This window comes from Tardiphaga sp. 839_C3_N1_4, assembly GCF_051811045.1.
Classification (GTDB): domain Bacteria; phylum Pseudomonadota; class Alphaproteobacteria; order Rhizobiales; family Xanthobacteraceae; genus Tardiphaga.
Window position 1 is genome coordinate 5569289 of record NZ_JBPWQD010000001.1, and the last position, 18560, is coordinate 5587848.

Consider the following 18560-nt stretch of genomic DNA (forward strand, 5'->3'; position numbering starts at 1 on the left):
CGCCTCGTTATCGAGAGATATATAGAATATAATTCCAGTCAACCCCCGAATTTCGGGGCAGCGGAGTATGTATGCGGTTTCTGCCTGTCTTCCTCGATTTGCAGACCGGGCCGATCATTCTTGTCGGCCAGGGCGAACTCGTGCGCGCCAAGCTGAGGCTGCTGCTGGCGGCCGGTGCGCGGATTCGCTGGTACGCAACGGACGGCAATCGTGACACGTCCGGGCTCGATGCCGATGGCGTGGCGCGCATTGAACATGTCGAGGGCGATCCGGTGACCGCCGATCTTTCGGGGACCATCGCTGTGCTCTGCGCCGGCGCCGGCGAACTCGGCCATGCGGTGGCTGCGCGCGCCAAAGCGAGCGGCGTGCCCGTCAATGTGATGGATGAGCTCGCGCACTCCACTTTCATCTTTCCGGCCATCGTCGATCGCGGCGATGTGGTCGTCGCCGTCGGAACCGGCGGTGCGTCGCCGGTGGTGGCGCGGCGTGTGCGCGAAAAGATCGAGGCGATGCTGCCGGCGCGGATCGGCGATCTCGCGGGCTTCATCGGGCGCTGGCGCAGACCGATTAACGACAAGATCGCCGAGGCGCCGTTACGTCGCAGGTTCTGGGAGCGCATCGTCGACGGTCCGATCGGCGCGCTGGTGCTGGCGGGGCGAGGTACCGAGGCCGAGAAGGCGCTGACGGAAATCGCCGATCTCTCGATCTATGCAGGTGCAGCGCAGGCCGGCGTTGTCGAAGGTCACGTCACGCTGGTGGGAGCTGGGCCGGGCGATCCGGATCTCCTGACCATCAAGGCGTTGCGCGCGCTGCAGGACGCCGACGTTGTATTTTACGACGAACTGGTGTCACCCGAAGTGCTCGACCGCATCCGCCGGGATGCATCGCGTATTCCGGTGGGTCGCCGGGTCGGCAAGCCTGGCATCGGTCAGGATGCGATCCACAAATTGCTGATCGAAGCCGCGAAAGTTGGGCAACGCGCCGTGCGCTTGAAGGGCGGTGATCCCTTCATTTTCGGGCGCGGTGGCGAGGAGATCGAAGCGCTGCGCGAAGCGGGTGTTGCTTACTCCGTTATTCCCGGCATCACCGCAGGTCTTGGCGCTGCGGCTATGTTCGAGGCGCCGCTGACCTATCGCCGCGAAGCGCTGCGCATCACCTTCCTGACGGCGCACAAGGAAAAGGACGCCGACAAGGTCGACTGGTCGACGCTCACCGACGAGAAGATGACAGTCGTTGTTTATATGGGTATGACCGCTGCCCCCACGATCCGCGCTGGATTGCTCGCTGCCGGGCGCTCGCCACAAACGCCGGTTGGCGTGTTTGCGCGCGTGACGCGTCCGGACGCCCAAGCGGCGGTGGGTATGCTCGACGATCTCCCGGCGCTGGTCGACCAGATCGATGGCGGTCCGGCGGTTCTCATCATCGGCGATGTCGTGGCGCATTCCGCGCCGTGGCGCGCCGCTCAGATCAACAAGCTCGTTTCAGATTTATTGGTGGCTGCCGAATGACCTCTCCGCTGCAACAGAAAATCAAGATCACCGGCCCGTCGGTGGTGACCGCCAATCGCACATGGGACGGCGTGGTGATTTATCGCGATGCCCATAAAGGCTGGACCACCGACCTCGCGCAGGCTGCCATCGTGCGCACTGCCGATGATGCGCGTGCGCTGCTTGCTGAATCCACAGCCGATGATGTTGGCGCCATCGGTCCCTATATCGCGCCGGTCGCCGTGAACGACAACGGCACCGTCGAGCCGGGCAACCTCCGTGAACAGATTCGCCGCAAGGGCGTCACCATTGACCTTCCGGCTTCGGCTTAAGGCACCTGAATTATGTATGCTTATGATGAAATCGATCGCACGCTGATCAACGAGCGTGTCTCGGAATTCCGCGATCAGGTGAAGCGCCGTCTCGCAGGTGAACTCACCGAAGATGAGTTCAAGATGCTGCGGTTGATGAACGGCGTCTATCTTCAGCTTCACGCCTATATGTTCCGCGTCGCCATTCCCTATGGCACGCTGTCATCGCCGCAACTGCGCAAGATGGCGCATGTGGCGCGACGCTATGACCGCGGCTATGGCCACTTCACCACACGGCAGAACATCCAGTTCAATTGGATCAAGCTCGCCGATCTGCCGGATGCGCTGGAAGATCTCGCTTCGGTCGGCATCCACGCGATGCAGACATCGGGCAATTGCACACGCAATGTCACCACCGATCAATGGGCAGGTGTCGCGCCGGGCGAGGTCGAGGATCCGCGCATCTGGGCGGAATTGCTGCGGCAGTATTCGACCATGCATCCGGAATTCTCGTTCCTGCCACGCAAGTTCAAGATTGCAATCACTGCGTCGGCCCATGATCGCGCGGCGATCAAGGTGCATGACATCGGTTTGCGAATTCACAAGAACGAGGCCGGCGAGACTGGCTTCGAAGTGTTGGTCGGCGGTGGCCTCGGTCGCACGCCATTCATCGGCAAGGTGATCAAGCCGTTCGTGCACGGCCGCGACATTCTGAGCTACGTCGAGTCCATCCTGCGCGTCTACAACCAGTATGGCCGCCGCGACAATATCTACAAGGCGCGCATCAAGATTCTGGTTCATGAGCTGGGCATCGAGAAATTCGCCGCCGAAGTTGAGGATGAGTGGCTGGCGACGCGCGAGAGTGCGCTGACGCTGGACAACGAGGTTGTCGAGGATATCCGCTCGCGCTTTAGCTATCCGCACTATCAGAAGCTCTCCGACACGCCGGACGAGTTAACGGCCGCGTCGGCCGATCCGCATTTTGCGCGCTGGCTCAAGAACTCGGTCGCGCCGCATCAGCAGACCGGCTACGCCATCGTGACATTGTCGTTGAAGCCGGTGGGTGGCCCGCCCGGCGATGCCACGGCCGACCAGATGGATGCGGTCGCCGATCTTGCCGACAAATACTCGTTCGGCGAAATCCGCGTGGGCCATGAGCAGAACCTCGCGCTGCCGAATGTCGCCAAACGCGACCTGCCGGCGCTGTGGCGGCAACTCGACAAGCTCGGTCTTGCGACGCCGAACGTCAATCTGGTCACCGACATCATCGCATGCCCTGGCCTGGACTACTGCTCGCTGGCCAATACGCGATCGATCCCGATCGCGCAGGAACTGACGCGGCGTTTCGCCAATCACGATCTCGCGGAGCTGATCGGTCGGCTGCATATCAACATCTCCGGCTGCATCAATGCCTGCGGCCATCACCATGTCGGCCATATCGGTATTCTCGGCGTCGAGAAGAACGGCGAGGAATTCTTCCAGATCACAATCGGTGGCCGTGCCGACGAGCATGCCGTGGTCGGCACCCTGATCGGACCGGCGGTGCCTTTTGCCGAGGTCGCCGACGTCATTGAGGATATCGTCGAAGCCTATTTGGCACTGCGTGCCCGGCCGGACGAATTGTTTGTCCAGACTGTCGAACGCCTCGGCGTCGAGCCGTTCAAGGAGCGCGTTTATGCCACTCGTTAAGCAAGGCAAGATCGTTGCCGACGGTTATATTCAAGTGGCCGACGATGCGGAGATTCCGGTCGACGGGGCGGCGTTGATTCCGGCCGCGCGTTTTCTTGCCGATCTAGAGGCGCTGCTGAAGCGCAACGGCCCGACCGGCGTGATCTGGCCGAACAACCGCGATCCGGAAGAGCTGGTGCCTTATCTCGACAAACTCGCGGTGGTCGCGCTGGTCTTCCCGACGTTCCGTGACGGCCGTGCCTACAGCCAGGCGCGCCTGTTGCGTGAACGTTACAAGTTCAAGGGTGAATTGCGGGCAACCGGCCAGGTGTTGCGCGACCAGTTCGTCATCATGCTGCGCGCCGGTTTCGATTCATTCGAGGTGAAGAAGGATGCCGATGCGGAAGCCTTCGCCGCCACGGTGAAGCGCTACACGGTGTTCTATCAGCCCACCGGCGATGGCCGCATCACGGCGCTGCATCAGCGCATGCAGTTACGCCATGCCGAGAACGCGCGCTAATTCGCCGCATGCTGACGGCTTTCGCGACGCTGGTTGATGACAAATGACCAGCGCGCGATACGGTATCCGTGCGAAGGCATATTCATAGCACATTGCTGCCGTCATGCCGCCAACATTGGAATCTGGTTTCGTTGACTTGGCGGTGCTTCTTCAAGATTTTGCCCCCACCTCATGACGATCGTGTCGTGAGGTTGGATGGAGATCAAAATGGTCCGTCGTATTCTTCCCGTCATCGTAGGTCTCTTAATTGCAACATCGGCGCATGCGGCAGACATTTCGCTGCTCAACGTGTCATATGACCCGACGCGCGAGCTGTATGTCGATTTCAACAAATCGTTCGCTGCTGCGTATCAGAAAGAAACCGGAAAAAGCGTCGAGATCAAGCAGTCGCATGGTGGATCGGGGGCGCAGGCGCGCTCTGTGATCGATGGTCTGCAAGCCGATGTGGTCACCCTCGCGCTCGCTTACGATATCGACGCAATCGCCAATAAGGGCCTGCTGGCCAAGGACTGGCAGAAGCGCCTGGCGCAGAATTCGTCGCCCTATACGTCGACCATCGTGTTCCTGGTGCGCAAGGGTAACCCCAAGGCCATCAAGGACTGGGATGATCTGATCAAGAGCGGCGTCAGCGTCATTACACCGAATCCGAAGACTTCTGGCGGTGCGCGCTGGAACTACCTCGGTGCCTGGGGTTATGCTCTGAAGAAATATGGATCGAAGGACAAGGCAAGGGAATTCGTCGGTAACATCTTCAAGAACGTTCCGGTTCTCGACACCGGCGCGCGTGGCTCGACCATCACCTTCGTTCAGCGTGGCGTCGGCGATGTCTTGCTGGCCTGGGAAAACGAGGCGTATCTGGCAATCCAGGAATTCGGCAAGGACAAGTTCGAGATCGTAGCGCCGTCGCTTTCAATTCTAGCCGAACCGCCGGTTGCCGTCGTTGATACCGTCACTGATAAAAAGGGTACCAAAGCTGCTGCCGAGGCCTATCTGAAATACTGGTACACCAAGGAAGGTCAGGAGATCGCCGCGCGCAATTTCTACCGTCCGCGTGACGCCGATATTGCCAAGAAGTACGAGGCTTCCTTTGCCAAGGTGGATCTGTTTACGATCGACGATGTGTTCGGAGGCTGGACCAAGGCGCAGAGCGAGCACTTTACCGACGGCGGCGTGTTCGACAAGATCTACAAGAACTGATCGTTCGCAACGAAACACCCAGACCGGTACGCCAGTCTGGGGCTTTTACCAAAGCAAGGGGACATTGTGAGCGCGGCACCTAAACGAAGTGCGTTGCCGGGGTTCGGTCTGAGCATGGGCCTGACCCTGACATGGCTGTCGCTTTTGATTCTGATCCCGTTGGCCGGGTTGTTCGTCAAGACAGCGGATCTCAGTCTCTCGCAGTTCATCGATACCGTTACCAGCAACCGCACACTGCATGCGCTCAGGATTTCGTTCGGATTGGCCTTCGCGGCTGCCCTGGTCAATCTGGTCGCTGGCCTGATTATCGTTTGGGCGCTGGTGCGCTACCGGTTCCCCGGTCGCCGGCTGTTCGATGCCATTGTCGATATTCCGTTCGCCCTGCCCACTGCAGTGGCAGGCATCGCGCTGACGACGTTGTTCGCGCAGAACGGATGGCTGGGCGCGCCGCTGGCGTCGCTCGGCATCAAGGTAGCGTTTACGCCGCTCGGAATTTTCCTGGCGATGGTCTTCATTGGCATTCCGTTCGTGGTGCGGACCGTGCAACCGGTGCTGATCGATCTCGATGTCGAGATCGAAGAGGCCGCAGCCTGTCTCGGTGCCTCCCGTTGGCAAACCATCACCCGCGTCATCATTCCCAGCCTCACGCCGGCCATTCTCACCGGCTTCGCGCTGGCGTTCGCCCGCGCCGTTGGCGAATATGGCTCCGTGATCTTCATCGCCGGCAACCTTCCAAATGTGTCGGAGATTGCGCCGCTCTTGATCGTCATCCGGCTGTCGGAATTCCGCTATGCCGATGCGACGGCGATCGCGGTGGTCATGTTGGTCTTTTCATTCCTGATCATCTTCGTGCTCAATCGGCTGCAGCGCTGGGCGCAGACGCGCGCGCTGGCCGTGAGTTGACCTGACATGACCATTACAATTATCAATTCGCCAGTCACCGTGGAGCGCGCCCAGTCCGTGGCACGACAGGACCTGCATACCGAGCCATGGCTCGTGCGCGGCATCATTATCGGTGTCGCAGTGATGTTCCTGACAGTGTTCGTGGTCCTGCCGTTGATTTTGGTATTCTCGGAGGCATTGTCCAAGGGCGTTGGGTTCTATCTGTCGGCCTTGGCAGATTCCGAGGCGCTCTCGGCCATCTGGCTGACGCTGATCACAGCAGTGATCTCGGTCAGCCTCAATCTGGTATTCGGCGTTGCCGCCGCTTGGGCGGTGGCCAAATTCGAATTCAGGGGCAAGACCTTGCTGGTCACCCTGATCGATCTGCCGTTCTCGGTCAGCCCCGTTATCTCCGGTCTGGTATTCGTGCTGCTGTTTGGTGCGCAGGGTTTCTTTGGGCCATGGCTGATGTCGCATGGCATCAACATTCTGTTTGCCGTGCCGGCGATCGTGCTGGCGACCACCTTCGTCACCTTCCCGTTCGTCGCCCGGGAATTGATCCCGCTGATGCAGGAGCAGGGGTCGCAGGAGGAAGAGGCGGCGATCTCGCTGGGGGCGAGTGGTTGGCGTACCTTCATTGTGGTGACGCTCCCCAACATCAAATGGGGCCTGCTCTACGGCGTACTGTTGTGTAATGCGCGCGCCATGGGTGAGTTTGGCGCAGTTTCGGTGGTGTCGGGCCACATTCGTGGCGAGACCAACACCATGCCGCTGCTGGTGGAAATCCTGTATAATGAATATCAACTGGTGGCTTCGTTCGCGATCGCGTCACTGCTGGCTCTGCTGGCGCTCTTGACGCTGATCGCAAAGACCATCCTCGAAGGCCAGATCGAAGAAGGACAGCTGCCCCGTGACGATTGAAGTTCGGAATATCGTAAAGCAGTACGGTGCCTTCAAGGCGCTGGATAATGTCGACCTCAGGGTTGCTGATGGTGAGTTGCTCGCGCTGCTCGGGCCGTCCGGCTCCGGCAAGACTTCACTACTGCGAATCATCGCAGGGCTCGACTGGCCGGATTCCGGAGAAGTCTCGTTCGATGGCGAGAACGCATTGGCACGGGGCGCAGGCGAGCGCCACGTCGGTTTCGTGTTCCAGCACTATGCGTTGTTCCGCCATATGAGCGTGTTCGAGAATGTGGCCTTCGGCCTGCGCGTGCAGCCGCGCGCCGTGCGCAAGAGCGAAGCGCAGATCCGCGCGCGGGTGAAGGAACTTCTCGATCTCGTGCAGCTCGACTGGCTCGCCAATCGCTATCCCAGCCAGCTCTCCGGCGGCCAGCGGCAGCGTATCGCGCTGGCGCGCGCGCTCGCCATCGAGCCGCGCATTCTGCTGCTCGACGAGCCGTTCGGTGCGCTCGATGCCAAGGTCCGCAAGGAGTTGCGGCAGTGGCTGCGCACGTTGCACGAGGAAATCCACGTCACCTCGATCTTCGTCACGCATGACCAGGAGGAGGCGCTCGAAGTCGCCAACCGCGTCGTGGTGATGGACAAGGGCAAGATCGAACAGATCGGCACGCCTGGCGACGTTTACGATAACCCGGCGACGGCTTTCGTGCACTCATTCATAGGCGAGTCGATCGTGCTCCCGGTCGATGTAAGCGACGGCCAGGTGAAGCTCGGCCATCGCCCGCTCAACATCGATGCGGGCAGTGCAAGCGGCCCGTCGAAATTGTTTATTCGTCGTCACGACATGCAGATCGGTCCGCTCGGCGAGGGAGCCCTCGAAGGCACCGTGCGCCGCGTCCGCACCTTCGGCCCGATCCAGCGCGCCGACATCGCGTTGTCCGGCGATGATACGCTGGTGGAGATCGATGCCCCGCGCGACCGTCCGCTCACCACGGGCGATGCGATCAGCCTGCAGCCGCGGCGCTACCGGATCTTTGCCGGGCAGGAGTGACTGGCGCTTTCTAAAATCCCGTCCGTTCACCTTTCAGCCACGGTTGGTGTGCAACAACGGCCCCTTGATTTGGGGGGATTGCCGATGAAGCGGGTGGCTCTGGCCAGTCTGGGATTTCTGTTGCTGGCAGGGTGCGCGGGGACCGTCGATACGGTGCCGGACCAGCCCACCATGTATCTCAGCATGGCCAATGGCGGCGCCAAGCTCGATCCGGTGGCCGCAGCCTCGATGATCTCGCTGTATCGGCAGAACAATGGCCTCGGTCCGGTAGTGGTCGATCCCGCATTGATGGCGCTAGCGGAAGACCAGTCCACCGCCATGGCGAAACGAAACAAGCTCGATCACGACGTCAAGGCGCCGCTGGCTAAGCGTCTGAATGCCGGCGGTTATCCGGCGACCCTGGCGGTCGAGAACGTCTCGGCCGGCTATCACACCATGGCTGAAGCTTTCTCTGGCTGGCGGGACTCGCCGCCGCACCGAGCCAATATGCTGAAGTCCGGTGTCACAAAACTGGGCATCGCGGCGATCTATGCTCCCAACACCAAATACAAGGTGTTCTGGACCATGATCCTGGCGTCGACGGATTCCAAATAAGCCTTCCCAGATAGCCGAAGCGTGATGGTGCTCTGCACCATCCATGATTGACGCCGCCGCAAGGGGGCGCCACGGTATGGTTCCCGTCGCCGACAGGATCGAGTGGTCTCATGGATATGTCCGATCAGCCTCAATCCAGCGCTGCCAGCAAACCCGCCGAAGCCAAGCGCGTCCTGGTGCTGCAAGGGGGCGGCGCGCTTGGCTCCTATCAGGCCGGCGCCTATGAGGCGCTATGTCATCATGATTTCGAGCCGGAATGGGTGGCTGGCATCTCCATCGGTGCCATCAACGCGGCGATCATCGCCGGCAATGAGCGCGACAAGCGGATCGGCAAGCTCAAGGAATTCTGGGAGATGGCGGCATCGCCGGTCCCTTGGAGCCCGATGCTGACAGATGACCGCGCACGCTCTTATTTCTACGAGGCAGGCGCCGCTGTCATTGCTACATTCGGCGTGCCAGGTTTTTTCGTGCCGCGGATTCCGCCCGCACCGCTGTGGCCGCCCGGCAGTCCGCAGTCGCAGAGCTATTACGACACCGCGCCGCTGAAGGCGACGTTGGAGCGGCTGGTCGACTTTGACCGTCTCAACGATTGCAAGACCCGGCTAAGCGTTGGCGCCGTGAGCGTGACCACCGGCAATTTCACTTATTTCGACAACATGCTCTTCAAGAAAGATCGCAAAAGGATCGAGCCCGAGCACATCATGGCCTCCGGCGCGTTGCCGCCGGGGTTTCCCTCGATCGTCATCGATGGCGAGCATTTCTGGGATGGCGGCATCGCCTCAAACACACCGCTAGATTTCGTGCTGGATGACGTCACCAGCGATCTGCTGATCTTCCAGGTAGATCTGTTCAGCGCGCGCGGGCCATTGCCGCAATCGATCCTGGAAGCGCAGGAACGCGAAAAGGACATTCGCTATTCCAGCCGTACCCGCATGAATACGGACAAGAACAAGAAGATCCACAACATCCGCAAGGCGCTGCGTGATCTGATTGGTAAATTGCCGGCAGAACTGAAGCAGGATCCCGGAGTGGCCCTGCTGTCGGAAGCCGCGAAGGAAAATACCGTCACGGTGGTGCATCTGATCTATACGAGCAAGAATTACGAGTCGTCGTCGAAGGACTACAATTTCTCGCGCATCGGGATGGTGGAGCACTGGGGCGCCGGCGAGCGCGATGTGTTCCTCTCGATGCGCCACAAGGACTGGTTCGAGCGGCCGCAATCCGACGAATCGATGGTGACGCATGCGCTCACCGCCGACGACTACAATGACCTCCCGCAGCATTTGACGTCCAACAGGAGCAAGTAATGGCTAATCTCACAGGCAAGACCGCCGTCGTCACCGGATCGACCAGCGGCATCGGCCTCGCTTATGCGCGCGCTTTCGCAAGCGCTGGCGCCAATATCGTCATCAACGGCATGGGCGCCCCTGCTGACATCGAGAAGGAACGCGCGGCGATCGAGAGCGATTTCAAGGTGAAGGCGATCCATTCCCCAGCCGACATGACCAAGCCGGCTGAAATTGCCGAAATGATCGCGCTCGGCGAGAAGACCTATGGATCGGTCGATATTCTCGTCAACAATGCGGGCATCCAGTTTGTGTCTCCGATCGAGGAATTCCCGATTGAGAAGTGGGATGCAATCATCGCTATCAATCTCTCGTCGGCCTTTCATGGCATCCGCGCCGCCGTGCCCGGCATGAAAAAGCGCGGCTGGGGCCGCATCATCAACACCGCCTCGGCGCATTCACTGGTCGCCTCGCCGTTCAAGTCGGCCTATGTCTCTGCCAAGCACGGCATTGCCGGCCTGACCAAGACCGTTGCGCTGGAAGTCGCGACCCACAAGATCACCTGCAACTGTATCTCACCCGGCTATGTCTGGACGCCGCTGGTTGAGAAACAGATCCCCGACACCATGAAGGCGCGCGGACTGACCAAAGAGCAGGTCATCAACGACGTCCTGCTCGAAGCCCAGCCGACCAAGGAATTTGTGACCTCCGAACAGGTTGCGGCATTGGCCCTGTTCCTGTGCGGTGATGATGCCGCGCAGATCACTGGAACAAACCTGTCGATCGATGGTGGCTGGACGGCAGAGTAAATTTGCTTCCTGACCTCCTCCTGCCTTGCAGGGGGAGGTTGTCAGGCGGCGCGCTTCCCGAAGGCGAGCACGTGCAGCCCGAGGCGCTGCCGCACAATCCAGAACAACAAGATCGTCTCGAATGTCAGCGCGATCGAGGTTGCTGCTGCCGCACCGTGGCCACCGAATTTCGGCACGAGCACGAGGCACAGCACCAGATTCATGACGAAGGCCGACGCGTAGGCGACGGCGCAAATGTGCTGGTGGCCGAGCATGTTGAGCAGCCGCTCGACCGGACCGATTGCGGCCCGCACCACGAGGCCGATGGCTGCGATGAACATGATGTCGTAACCGCCCATGAATTGCGGACCGAACAGCCAGAGCAGCGGCTTGCCCAAAGCGAGCAGGATCAGCGTCGCCGCGAGCGACGGCCAGAACGTCCACTTGATCGCGTGGGTGACGTAAGCGGCGAGTCGATCCTTGTCGCCGGCCGCGTGATATTCGGTGAAGCGATGCGCTGTTGTCGCCGACATCGCGTAATGAATGAACGACACAAGCGCCAGGGTCTTCACAACAGCGAAATACACGCCGACCTCGTCGGATGAGACGAACTGCTGCAGCACCAGCACATCGGTGTAGGACAGCAGCAGATAGAAGCTCTCAACCAGCAGGATCGGCAACGACACTGCGAGCCAGTCGCGATAGTCATAGGCTTTCGGGCCGGGTTCGATATGCGCTGCGAGCCGGCGATTGAGCACGATCATCTGGCCGATCATCGCGACCCAGACGGCCGCGACGCTGGCTAGCATCGCGATGGTCGCACCAAGCTTAAAGCCCAGTGCGAAGGCGCCGGCGGTGAAGCCGATGATGAGCGCCTGGCGGATGATAAATTGCGGCATCAGGCCGAGGCGCATCCAGTCATGGGAGCGCGCGATGCCATCCTGCGTGTTGGCGACGACGAAGGCCGGCAGTGTCAGGCAGCCGAGATAGAGCGGCACGACGGTCTCGGCGTCGATCCAGGGCGAGATGAGTTTGACGAGGCCGGCTAGCAGCAGCGAGACGATCACCGAGACGATGCCGGTCATCCAGCGGCTGCCGGAGAGAAAGCCGCGCAACCGCGCGTGGTCGCCGCTGGCGCGATATTCCGGGATGATCTTCTGGGCTGAAGCGGCGATGCCGAAATCCATCATCGAGCCGAGCAGCAGGACCCAGGTCCAGACATAGACATAGATGCCGTAATCCGACGTGCCCATCCAGCGCGCCAGCAGGATCTGCGAGAAATAAGCGAGGCCGGCGGAAATCACACGAATGAGGAAGATGGTGCCAGCTAGGCGGCGTGTCAGCGAGGCTTCGCCTGAGCCGGTGAACAGCGCGCGCAGCCTGGCCTTGAGGCCGGTGGGCGCGGTTGCGGGTGCGGAGTTTGCGTCCATCACGGCCACGACAAGGTCCTCAGCCGCAGGCGCGCGGCGGTGGTCTGGCGTAGCAAGCAGTCGTTAACATCCGGTTGGACGGAGATGTGCGGTTGCGCGCAACAGGTTAAACGCGAGTGGTATCAGGGCAGGTTGACGTTGAACTCATACGCCCGGTCGCTGCCGACCAGCGTCAGTTTCAGCGCGGCGCCGTCGGTCGTGGCACCGGGCGGCACGCCATCGAGTTCGAAGCTGAAGCGCTTCACGCCCGGCGGGCTCTTGGCCTCGAGTTTGGGGATGGGCAGCGCCCATTCCGGCGTCGGGCCCTCGACGAACAGGTTGGGTTCGCTGCCCTCTGGCGCAACGACGTCGACGAACACATTCTTGCCCTCGCGCTTGAGGTCGCGCACCGTCAGCGGACCGGCGTCGCCCATGGTCGCCGGCTTCGGCACGGTATCGAGCGCCGCGGTCAGCGCGCCGTCTTCAGTGCTGGCCACGCTGGTAAAAGCGAGTTCGGCATTGGCGTCGACCGGAATGCATAGCTTGTCGCAGACCGCGTAATTGATTGCCGCACGGAGAATCACTGGCTTGCCGGGGTCCTTGGCGATCACCCGCATCGGCAGCACCACCTGTTTCACATAGCCCAGCGACAGGCCGCCGGCGCCATCCTCGAATTTTTTCGGCGCGGGCCACAGGATGGTGACGGTATCCAGGTTCTCCGATTTGGAGAAATCGAAGCGGGGCGGGACCCCGGAATCACCGGGGTTCCGCCAATAGGTATGCCAGCCGGGCTGAAGCTGGATCGCGATACCCCCCAGCATCACCGGCCCGCTACGCGAGCCTGCCACAAGCCTGATCTGCGAATGACTGTCTATCTGCCAAGGTGAGGTGTCCTCCGCCTGCGCGCTGCAGGTGAGGAGCAGGCCCGCGGCGCAGACAGCGACAATGTGATGCGGAACAGATGCGGTCATCGGGCGTCCTTACAGGGTGGGCCTGTCATAAAGCCAAACCTGTCTTAAGCTATTGAACTGCTTGTGATCCGGTTTTCGTATGCGTTGCGGAAGGCTGATTGACAGAACCCAGACCCAATATCAGGATAGGCAACGAAATGAGAGCGGTTTGCTGATGGAACCCACTCGCAAGCGCCCGCGGAAAAGCCGCACGAAATCCAGTGTCGGCGACACCGGCAACTACCTCGATGGGCAGTTGCTGATTGCGATGCCTGTGATGGAAGACGAGCGCTTCGCCCGTTCGGTGATTTACGTCTGCGCGCATTCGTCGGAAGGTGCCATGGGCATCATCGTCAATCGGCCTGCAGGGAGCATCGATTTTCCGGAATTGCTGGTTCAACTGGACATTATTGAAAAGTCCGACAGCATCAAGCTCCCGGAAAGCGCCGAAAGCATGAAAGTGCTGAAGGGTGGCCCGGTCGAGACGGGCCGCGGTTTCGTGCTGCATTCCAGCGATTTCTTCATCAAGGATGCGACGCTGCCGATCGACGATGGCGTCTGCCTCACGGCGACCGTGGATATCCTGCGCGCCATCGCCAATGGCGGTGGACCCAAGCACGCGATTCTCGCGCTGGGCTATGCCGGCTGGGCGCCGGGCCAGTTGGAAGACGAAATCCAGGGCAATGGTTGGCTGCATTGCGCGGCTGATGAGGATCTCATCTTCGGCGGCGATGTCGAGGAGAAGTATCTTCGCGCGCTGCAGAAGATCGGGATCGCCCCGGGGATGTTGTCGGCCGAGGCCGGGCACGCCTGACGTCAGGAGCCGGTGGAGCGCAACGGACACGCCACGTTGGTGGAGCCCAGTTGGGCACCTTCGATCTCCACGCAGGGCTGCGTCGCATCGATCATCAGGTCATAGGCAGACAGTGCTTCTGCGCGGAACGGCCGACCTTTGATGTGCATCTCCCACACGCCGCCGGGCAATGGCTCCTTCAAACCCGCTCGGATGCGATTGTCGTATTTGCCGGCAGGCAGGATCGGCAAAGCGAGATCGGCAATCGTGTAGAAGCGGGATCCAGCAGGCAGGAGTGGTGCGACGAAAGCCAGCGGCTTGTCGAGTAACAGATAGGTCGCGGGTTGCGAAAGCCGCGAGGAAATCATTGGCGCGTAGGGATTTGACCATGGTCGTCGCCACCAGTCGGTTGGCTGCGACCATGCAGCGGTGATCGCTGCAATGATGAAGATCGAGCGGCTTGCGTGTTGGCTGACAGGATGCGTGGGGATGGTCGAGCGAAATGCCGTGACAATGCGTACCAGCAACAACACGATTAGTGGCCCGGTCAGCAATTCCAGTGCGACGGCATAGCGCTGGATCGAGAACAAGATCAGCCAGACCGCATAAGACGTGACAAAGAAGATCAGGAGTTGCAAGTCACGCCGCGAAAAAATAGCGCGCGCATACTTTATTTGAGCAATGAAGGCGATCGGAAGCAACACGCATAGCATCGCAAAGCGTGCGTCGCGAAACGGTAGCTCTGAGCTGCGGAAATTTCCGACGAGCCAATGAAATGGATAGGCTAGGCCATCCAGAATTCCCTTCGGAATGAATTGGCGATCAAGCAGCGTAATTTCTCGCATCTCCGGCGAGGGAAACAGACTATTCAACAGCGGAAAGAACGGATTGCCGAATTCACGCCACAGCATCAGGCTCCAGACGCCGCCCGTCATGATCGTGCCGATCGCGCCGCCGATGGTGAGGCAGGTTACGGCCATCAGAGGGCGTGCCGCGGCAAGTGCGGCGCCTGCCAGACCAATTGCGAAGACGATGTTGGTGAGTTTGAAGCCGAGCGCGAGGCCGACCAGAAGTCCTGCGACGATGTAACGTATCGGTCGTGGTTCATCGGCAGCCAGCATCAGCGCTAGCCCGGCGATAATCGGGATCGCAGTGAGAATGTCGGAAAAACTGGTGCCGACTTCTGACAGCGTCATCGGCCCCAGCGCAGCCAGCAACAATGCAGCGACAACCGTCATCGTATTGGCTGCGTGCCCGAGCACGATCCGTGACAGCCAGTAGACCAGCGCGAGATTGAGCCCATGCACCGCGCCCATGGTCATCCCGGCAATAACCGGCGGCAGCGCGTGACGGAGATAGTACCAGGGGAAGTAGATGATCGGGTTGAAGTGGGTCTGGAAGCCCGGTGGGATTACATCGTGATCGTAACGGCCATTGAGCAATGCCCAGACGTTGTATTCGTGATAATTCTGCCAATCCCAATTGGCGTCCTCGCCGGCCCATCCGGCATAGACCGCGCCGATCGCCATCGCGCCCGCCACGACCAAAAACAGCCGAAGCCGGTCATGGGGACGTGGGGCCGCAACCGCGGCGTCCGCCAGAAATGGCAGTTCATGGGTGGAAATTGACGTCACGATGAGCGATGCAACCACAAATGAATATGGTGTTTGCCTACCAAGTGAATCTTGCCGAATTGCTAAATGCGAATCGCGCAATCTCTCCTTGCAGAGGGCAAGAGGTCGCAGCTGCGCAGGTATGGTTTACGAGTGGTATCCGGCTCGAGTCAGCTCGCCGCTTCCAATCGCTCTTCCGTCAGCATGCGCATCGCGGCATCCGCATCCATCGGCTCGCCGAAAGCGAAGCCTTGGGCATATTCGCAGCCGAGCTGATACATCTCCACCGCATCCGAATCTGTCTCGACGCCTTCGGCGACGACGTCCATGCCGAGATCGTGGGCCATCGCGATGATGGATTTGAGGATCACCGGGCGGGTGCCGCGCGAGGTGGTGCGGACGAAGGACTGGTCGATCTTCAGCGTGTCGAACGGGAAGCGCTGCAGATAGGATAGCGACGAGTGGCCGGTGCCGAAATCGTCGAGCGAAAGACCGGTGCCGAGTTCGCGGATCCGGTGCAGCATCTGCGCTGCATGTTCCGGATTTTCCATCACCAGTGATTCCGTGAGTTCGAGCTTCAGCGTGCCGCGCGCGACGGACGAGCGTGACAGCACGGTGCGGATGTCATGCAGGAGGTCGTGGCGCAGCAGCTGCCGCGAGGAGACGTTGACGCTGGCGAAGATCGGCTCGCGCGAGCGCATCGCGCGCTGCCAGATCGCGAGCTGGCGTGCGGTCTGATCCATCACGAACATGCCGAGATCGATGATCAGGCCGATCTCTTCGGCGATGGCGATGAATTCCGACGGCGACATGCGGCCGAGCTTCGGGTGATCCCAACGCGCCAGCGCTTCGAAGCCGGCGATGGAGCGATCTTCCAGCCGAACGATGGGCTGGTACAGGATGGTGATTTCCTGGCGCTCAATGGCGCGCCGCAGTTCGGATTCGAGCGTCAGGCGATCTGTTTTGCGGGCGCGCATGGCCGGTTTGTAGACGTCGATGCGGTCGCCGCCGATGCGCTTGGAGTGATACATCGCAAGCTCGGCGTCCTTGATGAGCTCGTCGGTGAGGGGCACCGCGGGGTCAGAAAGCGCCAAGCCGATCGATGCGGTCAGGAAGATCTCGCGGTCGTTGAAGGCAATCGGTGCGCGGATGGTCTTGCGGATGGTTTCGGCGAAGGCGGTGATCTTGGCGGCGTCCTGCTCGGACATCAGGATCAGGCCGAACTGGTCGCCGGCGAGGCGGGCCAGCGTGTCTTGCGGCTTCAGGATGCGGGTGAGGCGACGGGCCAGCGTCAGAAGGATCGAGTCGCCGACGGCGATGCCGACGGAATCGTTGACCTGTTTGAAGCGATCGAGGTCGATCACCATGATGGTCGGCCGCATGGTGGGCACGGTCTTGGAGAAATTCGCCACGGCGTTGAGGCGGTCGATGAACAGCTTGCGGTTCGGCAGGCCGGTGAGATTGTCGTGCACCGAGTCGTGCAGCATGCGTTCTTCGGCGTTCTTGATCTCGGTGACGTCGGTGAGGGTGCCGACCACGCGTGACACTTCGCCGTCGGAGCCAACTACCGGGCGTGCTTTCAGCGCGAACCACATGAAGTGACCGTCGGGCGTGCGCAGGCGGAAGTCCTGCACGAGGCGGCCGCGACGCTGGTCGAGCACGCTGTCCAGCGCCGCCCGGAAGCGGTCCTGATCGAGCGGGTGGAGCACTTCGAGCCAGCTTGCGGCAGGGCCTTCCAGCGTGCCGCGTTTGAGGCCGAGGAGCGCTTCGGTCTCAGGGCTGGTGAACACCTTGTCGGCCGAGACGTCCCAGTCCCAGATCAGATCGCCGGAGCCGGTCAGCGCCAGCGCGCGGCGCTCGACGTCCGACACGATGCCATTGGTGGCGCCGCCACCTGCGAAAGCATGCTGCATGACCGTGAAGCCGATCAGCATCACGATCAGCACGAGCCCGCCGAGCAGCGCGGGCCCGACGATGTCATTAGTGACGCTGCCGGCGACGGTCATGCCAGCGGCAACGACCCAGACCACAAGCAGGAACCAGGTCGGAATCAGCAACACCGCGCGGTCGAAGCCATGGGTGGAGAGATAGACGATCAGCGCAAAGCCGGCGAAGGCGATGAGCACCAGCGAGATGCGCGCGATGCCCGAGGCGACCGCAGGATCGAACAGCGCCAGACCTACGAGAGAGCCAAGGAAAGTCAGCCAGCCCAGCGTGATGTGCGAGTAGCGGACATGCCATCGACTGAGATTGAGATAAGCAAACAGGAACACCAGCAGCGTCGCCGCCAGGATCGCTTCCCCCGAGGCGCGCCAGACGCGCTCGGCGCCTTGGGACATGTCGAGCACCTTGCCCCAGAAGCCGAAGTCGACACCGATATAGACCAGCACAGCCCAGGCCAGCGCCGCGGCGGCCGGGAACATGATGCTGCCCTTCACGACGAACAGGATCGTCAGCACCAGCGCCAGCAGGCCGGAGATGCCGATGACGATGCCTTGGTACAGTGTGAAGGAGTTGACCTTGTCCTTGTAGGCTTCCGGCTCCCACAGATAGAGCTGCGGCAGCTTGTTGGTGCGCAGTTCGGCGACGAAGGTGATGACGGCGCCGGGGTCGAGGGTGACGCGGAAGATATCGGCGGTGGCCGAGTCCTGACGTTCCGGACGGTCGCCGGTCGACGGTGTGATGGTCGCAATGCGCGACAGGCCAAGATCGGGCCACAAGAGGCCCGACGACACGATGCGATAATGCGGTGCGACGATCAGACGATCGAGCTGGTCGTCGGTGTTGTTGGCGAGCGCGAACACCACCCAGTTCTGACCGGCTTCGCGGCCACGCACCTCGATGCGGCGAACGATGCCGTCGGTGCCGGGTGCGGTGGAGACCTGGATGCGATCGGTGTCGCTATGTTGATATTCGAGGATGCCGGTGAGATCGATCGCGGGCGCGTCACCGCGGACGCTGACAGCGTCAACAGCCTGTGCCGGTGCTGCGGCAACAACAGTCATCAGGCCGAGCGCGAGCGGCGCGAGCCACCTGATCAAACGCAATGTCATTCTCCGCGATCAACAAAACATCGACCCTGCGTCACGCAGAAGCAGGGCCATTTCCCGA

16 protein-coding genes are annotated in these 18560 nt (G+C 61.1%); 12 read left to right on the top strand and 4 right to left on the bottom strand.

The window, feature by feature from the left end; all coding sequences use genetic code 11:
- Nucleotides 1-71: 71 nt before the first annotated feature.
- The 11 genes from cysG to AB8A38_RS26740 all read left to right on the top strand — a co-directional run bounded on the left by cysG (nucleotide 72) and on the right by AB8A38_RS26740 (nucleotide 10705).
- Nucleotides 72-1508 carry a siroheme synthase CysG gene (cysG, locus tag AB8A38_RS26690; protein WP_315843288.1) on the top strand — a complete coding sequence of 479 codons (1437 nt, stop codon included), beginning with the start codon at nucleotides 72-74 and terminating at the stop codon, nucleotides 1506-1508.
- A complete protein-coding gene (locus AB8A38_RS26695) occupies nucleotides 1505-1819 on the top strand; it encodes a DUF2849 domain-containing protein (RefSeq protein WP_068735099.1) in 315 nt (104 codons plus the stop codon). Before cysG ends, AB8A38_RS26695 begins: the two co-directional genes overlap by 4 nt.
- Nucleotides 1820-1831: 12 nt before the next feature.
- Nucleotides 1832-3487, top strand: a complete 1656-nt coding sequence (locus AB8A38_RS26700; protein WP_439087962.1) for a nitrite/sulfite reductase — start codon at nucleotides 1832-1834, stop codon at nucleotides 3485-3487.
- Nucleotides 3474-3986: a DUF934 domain-containing protein gene (locus AB8A38_RS26705; RefSeq protein ID WP_315843286.1), complete on the top strand. Its 513-nt coding sequence runs from the start codon at nucleotides 3474-3476 to the stop codon at nucleotides 3984-3986. The genes AB8A38_RS26700 and AB8A38_RS26705 overlap by 14 nt, the downstream gene beginning before the upstream one ends.
- A gap of 207 nt (nucleotides 3987-4193) precedes the next feature.
- Nucleotides 4194-5183, top strand: coding sequence for a sulfate ABC transporter substrate-binding protein (locus AB8A38_RS26710; protein WP_439087963.1), 990 nt, complete (start codon nucleotides 4194-4196; stop codon nucleotides 5181-5183).
- Nucleotides 5184-5249: 66 nt separating this feature from the next.
- Nucleotides 5250-6086 (top strand): sulfate ABC transporter permease subunit CysT, encoded by an 837-nt coding sequence (gene cysT / locus AB8A38_RS26715; RefSeq protein ID WP_439087964.1) that lies wholly within the window; start codon nucleotides 5250-5252, stop codon nucleotides 6084-6086.
- Nucleotides 6087-6092: 6 nt separating this feature from the next.
- A complete protein-coding gene (gene cysW, locus AB8A38_RS26720; RefSeq protein WP_089265417.1) occupies nucleotides 6093-6986 on the top strand; it encodes a sulfate ABC transporter permease subunit CysW in 894 nt (297 codons plus the stop codon).
- Nucleotides 6976-8016: a sulfate/molybdate ABC transporter ATP-binding protein gene (locus AB8A38_RS26725; RefSeq protein WP_116662616.1), complete on the top strand. Its 1041-nt coding sequence runs from the start codon at nucleotides 6976-6978 to the stop codon at nucleotides 8014-8016. The genes cysW and AB8A38_RS26725 overlap by 11 nt, the downstream gene beginning before the upstream one ends.
- Nucleotides 8017-8100: 84 nt before the next feature.
- Nucleotides 8101-8610 (top strand): CAP domain-containing protein, encoded by a 510-nt coding sequence (locus tag AB8A38_RS26730; RefSeq protein WP_231079717.1) that lies wholly within the window; start codon nucleotides 8101-8103, stop codon nucleotides 8608-8610.
- 110 nt (nucleotides 8611-8720) lie between these two features.
- Nucleotides 8721-9917, top strand: coding sequence for a DUF3734 domain-containing protein (locus AB8A38_RS26735; protein ID WP_315843284.1), 1197 nt, complete (start codon nucleotides 8721-8723; stop codon nucleotides 9915-9917).
- Entirely contained in the window at nucleotides 9917-10705 is a 789-nt protein-coding gene (locus AB8A38_RS26740) for a 3-hydroxybutyrate dehydrogenase (protein ID WP_089265413.1), read from the top strand. The genes AB8A38_RS26735 and AB8A38_RS26740 overlap by 1 nt, the downstream gene beginning before the upstream one ends.
- 41 nt (nucleotides 10706-10746) lie before the next feature.
- On the opposite strand, the gene AB8A38_RS26745 is transcribed toward AB8A38_RS26740, so the two are convergent.
- Together AB8A38_RS26745 and AB8A38_RS26750 are read right to left on the bottom strand one after the other, a co-directional pair.
- Nucleotides 10747-12123, bottom strand: coding sequence for a flippase (locus AB8A38_RS26745; protein ID WP_439087965.1), 1377 nt, complete (start codon nucleotides 12121-12123; stop codon nucleotides 10747-10749).
- 113 nt (nucleotides 12124-12236) lie between these two features.
- Complete coding sequence (locus AB8A38_RS26750; RefSeq protein WP_184511499.1) at nucleotides 12237-13064, bottom strand: protein-disulfide reductase DsbD domain-containing protein; 828 nt, start codon at nucleotides 13062-13064, stop codon at nucleotides 12237-12239.
- A gap of 154 nt (nucleotides 13065-13218) precedes the next feature.
- Between AB8A38_RS26750 and AB8A38_RS26755 the strand changes: the two genes are divergently transcribed.
- Complete coding sequence (locus AB8A38_RS26755) at nucleotides 13219-13857, top strand: YqgE/AlgH family protein (protein WP_439087966.1); 639 nt, start codon at nucleotides 13219-13221, stop codon at nucleotides 13855-13857.
- Between the two features lie 2 nt (nucleotides 13858-13859).
- Here AB8A38_RS26755 and AB8A38_RS26760 read toward each other — a convergent pair whose 3' ends face one another.
- Together AB8A38_RS26760 and AB8A38_RS26765 are read right to left on the bottom strand one after the other, a co-directional pair.
- Nucleotides 13860-15470, bottom strand: coding sequence for a hypothetical protein (locus AB8A38_RS26760; RefSeq protein ID WP_439087967.1), 1611 nt, complete (start codon nucleotides 15468-15470; stop codon nucleotides 13860-13862).
- Between the two features lie 149 nt (nucleotides 15471-15619).
- Entirely contained in the window at nucleotides 15620-18496 is a 2877-nt protein-coding gene (locus AB8A38_RS26765) for an EAL domain-containing protein (RefSeq protein ID WP_439087968.1), read from the bottom strand.
- Nucleotides 18497-18560: the final 64 nt, after the last annotated feature.

Coding starts and splice junctions, on each gene's coding strand:
- cysG (WP_315843288.1), top strand. CDS start 72: ATGCGGTTTCTGCCTGTCTTCCTCGATTTGCAGACCGGGCCGATCATT.
- AB8A38_RS26695 (WP_068735099.1), top strand. CDS start 1,505: ATGACCTCTCCGCTGCAACAGAAAATCAAGATCACCGGCCCGTCGGTG.
- AB8A38_RS26700 (WP_439087962.1), top strand. CDS start 1,832: ATGTATGCTTATGATGAAATCGATCGCACGCTGATCAACGAGCGTGTC.
- AB8A38_RS26705 (WP_315843286.1), top strand. CDS start 3,474: ATGCCACTCGTTAAGCAAGGCAAGATCGTTGCCGACGGTTATATTCAA.
- AB8A38_RS26710 (WP_439087963.1), top strand. CDS start 4,194: ATGGTCCGTCGTATTCTTCCCGTCATCGTAGGTCTCTTAATTGCAACA.
- cysW (WP_089265417.1), top strand. CDS start 6,093: ATGACCATTACAATTATCAATTCGCCAGTCACCGTGGAGCGCGCCCAG.
- AB8A38_RS26730 (WP_231079717.1), top strand. CDS start 8,101: ATGAAGCGGGTGGCTCTGGCCAGTCTGGGATTTCTGTTGCTGGCAGGG.
- AB8A38_RS26735 (WP_315843284.1), top strand. CDS start 8,721: ATGGATATGTCCGATCAGCCTCAATCCAGCGCTGCCAGCAAACCCGCC.
- AB8A38_RS26740 (WP_089265413.1), top strand. CDS start 9,917: ATGGCTAATCTCACAGGCAAGACCGCCGTCGTCACCGGATCGACCAGC.
- AB8A38_RS26750 (WP_184511499.1), bottom strand. CDS start 13,064: ATGACCGCATCTGTTCCGCATCACATTGTCGCTGTCTGCGCCGCGGGC.
- AB8A38_RS26755 (WP_439087966.1), top strand. CDS start 13,219: ATGGAACCCACTCGCAAGCGCCCGCGGAAAAGCCGCACGAAATCCAGT.